The sequence below is a fragment of the uncultured Thermus sp. genome (assembly GCF_938010445.1).
Taxonomy (GTDB): Bacteria; Deinococcota; Deinococci; order Deinococcales; family Thermaceae; genus Thermus; species Thermus altitudinis.
This window is the reverse complement of record NZ_CALLUR010000131.1, coordinates 1-4,614: the sequence shown is the minus strand read 5'-3', so window position 1 is coordinate 4,614 and position 4,614 is coordinate 1. Positions and strand designations below refer to the sequence as shown.

Annotated in this window: 3 protein-coding genes and 2 pseudogenes; 4 read left to right on the top strand and 1 reads right to left on the bottom strand. The window is 62.6% G+C overall.

All coding sequences use genetic code 11. The annotated features are described in order from the left end of the window. From Q0693_RS07390 to Q0693_RS07375, 4 genes and pseudogenes are all read left to right on the top strand, one after another. A pseudogene (locus tag Q0693_RS07390) lies at positions 1-133 on the top strand (iron-sulfur cluster assembly accessory protein); the annotation flags it as partial. A 126-nt stretch (positions 134-259) separates the two neighbouring features. Continuing rightward, complete coding sequence (locus tag Q0693_RS07385; protein ID WP_298630381.1) at positions 260-2,128, top strand: peptide ABC transporter substrate-binding protein; 1,869 nt, start codon at positions 260-262, stop codon at positions 2,126-2,128. Between the two features lie 94 nt (positions 2,129-2,222). Beyond that, positions 2,223-3,233 carry an ABC transporter permease gene (locus Q0693_RS07380; protein ID WP_298630379.1) on the top strand — a complete coding sequence of 337 codons (1,011 nt, stop codon included), beginning with the start codon at positions 2,223-2,225 and terminating at the stop codon, positions 3,231-3,233. A gap of 9 nt (positions 3,234-3,242) precedes the next feature. Next, complete coding sequence (locus tag Q0693_RS07375; protein ID WP_243030614.1) at positions 3,243-4,430, top strand: ABC transporter permease; 1,188 nt, start codon at positions 3,243-3,245, stop codon at positions 4,428-4,430. Positions 4,431-4,443: 13 nt separating this feature from the next. Here Q0693_RS07375 and Q0693_RS07370 read toward each other — a convergent pair. Next, positions 4,444-4,614, bottom strand: a pseudogene (locus Q0693_RS07370) (tRNA pseudouridine(38-40) synthase TruA); the annotation flags it as partial.

Genomic DNA, 4,614 nt, shown 5'->3' with positions numbered 1-4,614 from the left:
AATAGACTGGGTGGAAAGCCTCATGGGCGGGGGATTTACCGTGCATAACCCCAACGCCGCCAGCACCTGCGGTTGCGGCCACTCCTTCCGCACCAAGGACCAGGAGGGAGAGGCCCGCACCTGCGGCCACTAAGGGCCTTTTGAGCAAGGGGGCCTGGTTTCAGGCCCCCTTTACCCTTCTCCCATTGACCCTAAGAAAGGGAGCCGTATAATAACCTCGGCCACTAAGGGTAGTGCCACGATGGAGAAAGGAGGCCGTATGAGAAAAGTAGGCAAGCTGGCTGTACTCGGTTTAACCGCCCTGGGCCTGGCCCTGGCGGGGCCTCAGGACAACAGCCTGGTCATTGGGGCTTCCCAGGAGCCTAGGGTGCTGGCGGGGGACTTCCTGAGCATCATCTCCAACCAGGCCATCAAGAGCGAGATTGAAGGCTATCTCTTTGCCCCCTTCATTGGCTTCAACGCCGATAGCCAGAACTTCCCCGTTCTGGCCACCGAGGTGCCCACGGAGAGGAACGGGCGCCTGCGGGTGACCGACATCGGCGGGGGCAAGAAGCGGTTGGAGATGGACCTCACCATCCGCCCCGATGCCCGCTGGTCCGACGGCAAACCCATCACCACCGAGGACGTGCAGTTCTACTTTGAGGTGGGCAAGGCCAAGGGCATGCCCCTCCTGAACCCCGACTACTGGGAGCGGGTGAGCCTGAAGGTCAAGGATGCCCGCAACTTCACCGTGACCTTTGAGCCCGCCTACTACTACGACACCTACGGCTCCCCCATAGGCTATGCGCCCAAGCACATCATGGGGGCGGAGTGGGAGAAGGTGAAGGCGGCGGCCCGTAACCTGGACCCCGATAAGGATGCGGAGAAGCTCAACGAGCTCTACCGCAACTTCTTCCTCAAGTTCGCCACCCCTCAGGCCCTGAACCGGGGTGCCATGGTCTACTCGGGTGCCTTCAAGCTGAAGCGCTGGGTGCCGGGGAACTCCATTGAGATGGAGCGGAACCCCAACTTCCCCATCAAGCCTGAGGGTGGGGAGAGCAAGTACGTGCAGAAGGTGGTCTACCGCTTCATCCAGAACACCAACTCCCTCCTGGTGGCGGTGATCGGGGGCTCCATTGACGCCACCTCCAGCGTCGCCCTCACCTTTGACCAAGGCCGTAGCCGGCAGCTGACCTCCCGCGCCCCTGGCCGCTTTGACATCTGGTTCGTGCCCGGGGCCATCTGGGAGCACATTGACATCAACAAGTTCACCAACTGCCAGCAGGTGAAGGACCTGGGCCTGGACGACGTCCGCACCCGCCAGGCCCTCCTCCACGCCATGAACCGGGAAGGGTTGGTGAAGGCCTTCTTTGATGGCCTCCAGCCCGTGGCCCACACCTGGATCGCCCCCGTCAACCCCCTCTTCAACCCCAACGTCAAGAAGTACGAGTTTGACCTGAAGAAGGCCGAGGCCCTCCTGGCGCAGATGGGTTGGAGGAAGGGTCCGGATGGCATCCTCCAGCGCACCGTGGGCGGGCGTACCGTGCGCTTTGAGATCGAGTACGTGACCACCGCCGGCAACGCCATCCGCGAGCGCACCCAGCAGTTCTTCGCCGAGGACCTCAAGAAGATCGGCATCGCTGTCAAGATCAACAACGCCCCCTCGGCCGTGGTCTTCTCCGACGACTACATCCAGCGGGCCAGCGAGTGCAAGTGGACCGGGATGTTTGAGTTCGCCTGGGTTTCCAGCCTGGCCGAGGATGGCTCCCTCTTCCAGTACAAGAACCTGAACACCGGGGCCATCATGGTGCCCACCAAGGAGAACAACTACCAGGGCCAGAACATCGGCGGCTGGCGGAACGACGAGTTTGACCGTCTGACCAGCCAGGGGGTGCTGGAGTTTGACGAGGCCAAGCGGAAGCAGCTCTTCTGGAAGGCCCAGGAGATCTGGGCGGAGGAGCTTCCTGCCCTGCCCCTCTACTTCCGCGCCAACCCCTACGTGGTGCGCAAGGGCCTGGTCAACTACGTGGCCAGCGCCTATGCAGGTGGCTTCGGCTACCCCGGCTGGAACGCCTGGGAGATCGGTTGGGAAAGCCGCGGCGCCGTGAAGAAGTGGGACCAGGCGAAGTACGCCCTTTCCATCAAGTAGCCGTGGTATAGTGGGGCCCGCTGGGCGTCTAGCCCAGCGGGCTTTTTGGTCAGCCGATAGGCTATTTGGAGGCTAAAAAACAGGAGGTACAAAGGTGTTTGCGTACACGGTGCGCCGGCTTTTGCAGATGGTCCCCTTGCTCCTCGCCGCCAGTGTGGTCATCTATGCCCTGCTGGCCTTGCAGCCGGGGGACCCCTTGGAGGAGCTCAAGCGGCAAAACCCTCGGATGACCGCGGAGCAGTTTGAGGCCTTGAAGCGGGCCTATGGCCTGGACCAGCCCCTTCATATCCGCTACTTCAAGTGGCTTTCCCGGGCGGTGCGGGGGGACCTTGGCTACAGCCGCACCTACGGCATCCCGGCGGCGGAGTACATCTTTGTCCAGCGCCTGCCCAAGACCCTGATCCTCTCGGGCTTGGCCCTGACCCTGGCCTTGGTGGTGGCCATCCCCGTGGGCATCTTCTCCGCCGTGCGCCAGTACTCCCTGGCGGATTACGTCATCACCTTCTTCTCCTTCGTGGGGTTTTCCATGCCGGTCTTTTTCCTGGGCATCCTGCTCCTTTACCTCTTTGCCATCTGGTTTCCCGACCATATCCCGGGTTTCCCCCGCTTCCCCACCGGGGGGGTGCCCGGGGTGCTTTGGGAGGATGTGCGTTCGGGGGCCGTGAGCTTCGCGTATTTCCTGGGGCAGTGGGCCTGGCACCTGATCCTGCCGGTCATCGCCCTTTCCTCCTTGCAAATGGCGGAGTGGACCCGGTTCATGCGGGCTTCCTTGCTGGAGGTGCTTTCCCAGGATTACATCCGCACCGCCCGGGCCAAGGGCTTGGCCGAGCGGGTGGTGCTCTACAAGCACGCCCTCAGGAACGCCCTCATTCCCATCGTGACCCTGGTGGGCCTGGCCATTCCAGGGGTGTTGGGTGGGGCCACCATCACCGAGACCATTTTCAGCTACCCCGGCATGGGGCGGGCCATCTTTGACGCCCTGGTAGAGAAGGACTACAACGTGGCCATGGCGGCCTTGGCCTTCTTGGCCTTGATGACGGCGCTTTTCAACCTGTTGGCGGACCTGGCCTATGCGGTGGTGGACCCCCGCATCCGCTACAGCTAGAGGTGGATCATGGCGACGCAAGCGTTAAAAGCCAAGCCCCGTACCTTCTTCGGCCTTTTCTGGCGCCGCTTAAGGCGGCACAAGATGGCCATGGCCGGGTTGGTGGTCATCATCCTCCTGATCCTCATGGCCATCTTCGCCCCCTGGATAGCTCCTTACGACCCCACAGCCCAGCCCACGGGAGAGGACGTGGGCCAGTACTACTTCAACCCTCCTTCCCGGGAGCACCTTCTGGGCACCGATGACCTGGGCCGGGATGTGCTTTCCCGCATCATCTACGGCTCCCGCATCTCCCTTTTGGTGGGCTTTGCCGTGGCCTTTTCCAGCGTGATCCTGGGTACCATCATGGGCACCCTGGCGGGGTACTTCTCGGGCCGCCCCTTGCGCTTTTACCTGGGGCCTTTGAGGCGGGAACGGGAGGGGTTTTATCCCTTCAGCTTTGCCCTCTGGCGGATTTTTTCCTGGTTTCTCTACTACGGTGTTTTGTACCTGGCGCTTTCCATCGCCTGGACGCTGGCCGAGGATGGGATTCGTGCTGGCAGGGTAGGGAGCTACCTGGGTTTTGGCCTGGTCCTGGCCTTGGTGCTTTGGGCGGCCTGGTATGGGCTTAGGGGGCAGATCCGCCTGGATTTGGACGTGGCCATAAGCCGCCTCATTGACTTCATGCTCACCATCCCCACCCTTCCCCTCCTCTTGGTGCTGTCCGCTTTGCTGCGGGACCCGGGGGTGAAGGTGGGCCAGTGGGCCCAAGGGGTCTTTGGCGATGCTGCCAGCGTCTTCATCATCATCACCATCCTGGTGCTCTTTGGCTGGCTGGGCACGGCCCGGCTGGTGCGGGGGAATATCCTCTCCTTGAGGGAGCAGGATTACGCCACCGCCGCCCAGGCTTTGGGGGCCAGCGACGCCCGCATCATGTTCCGGCATCTGGTGCCCAACACCTTGGCGCCCTTGATCGTGCAGGCCACCTTGCAGATCGGGGGGGCCATTTTGGTGGAGGCGGCCCTTTCCTTCCTGGGCTTTGGCATCCAGCCCCCGGTGGCCACTTGGGGGAACATGCTCACCAATGCCCAGGAGTACATCTTCACCGCGCCTTGGTTGGCCCTGCCCCCGGGGTTCATGATCTTCATCACCGTGTTGGCCTTTAACTACCTGGGGGATGGGCTTCGGGACGCCTTAGACCCAAGGAGCCGCCTCTAGGGCTGCCCCTGGTCTACCAAGGGGTTAGTTTTTCCGGGGGGTAGGCGGCCTCGAGGAAATACAGTCCCTGAGGGGGCGCCGAGGGGCCCGCTTGGCTTCGGTCCTGGGTTTGCAGAATGAGCCGGAGGCTATCCGGGTTGCGCTTGCCCAGGCCCACCTCCAAAAGGGTTCCCACCATGCCCCG

Excerpts from the sequence above, each read along its gene's own strand:
- Q0693_RS07385 (WP_298630381.1), top strand. The coding sequence starts at position 260 with ATGAGAAAAGTAGGCAAGCTGGCTGTACTCGGTTTAACCGCCCTGGGC.
- Q0693_RS07375 (WP_243030614.1), top strand. The coding sequence starts at position 3,243 with ATGGCGACGCAAGCGTTAAAAGCCAAGCCCCGTACCTTCTTCGGCCTT.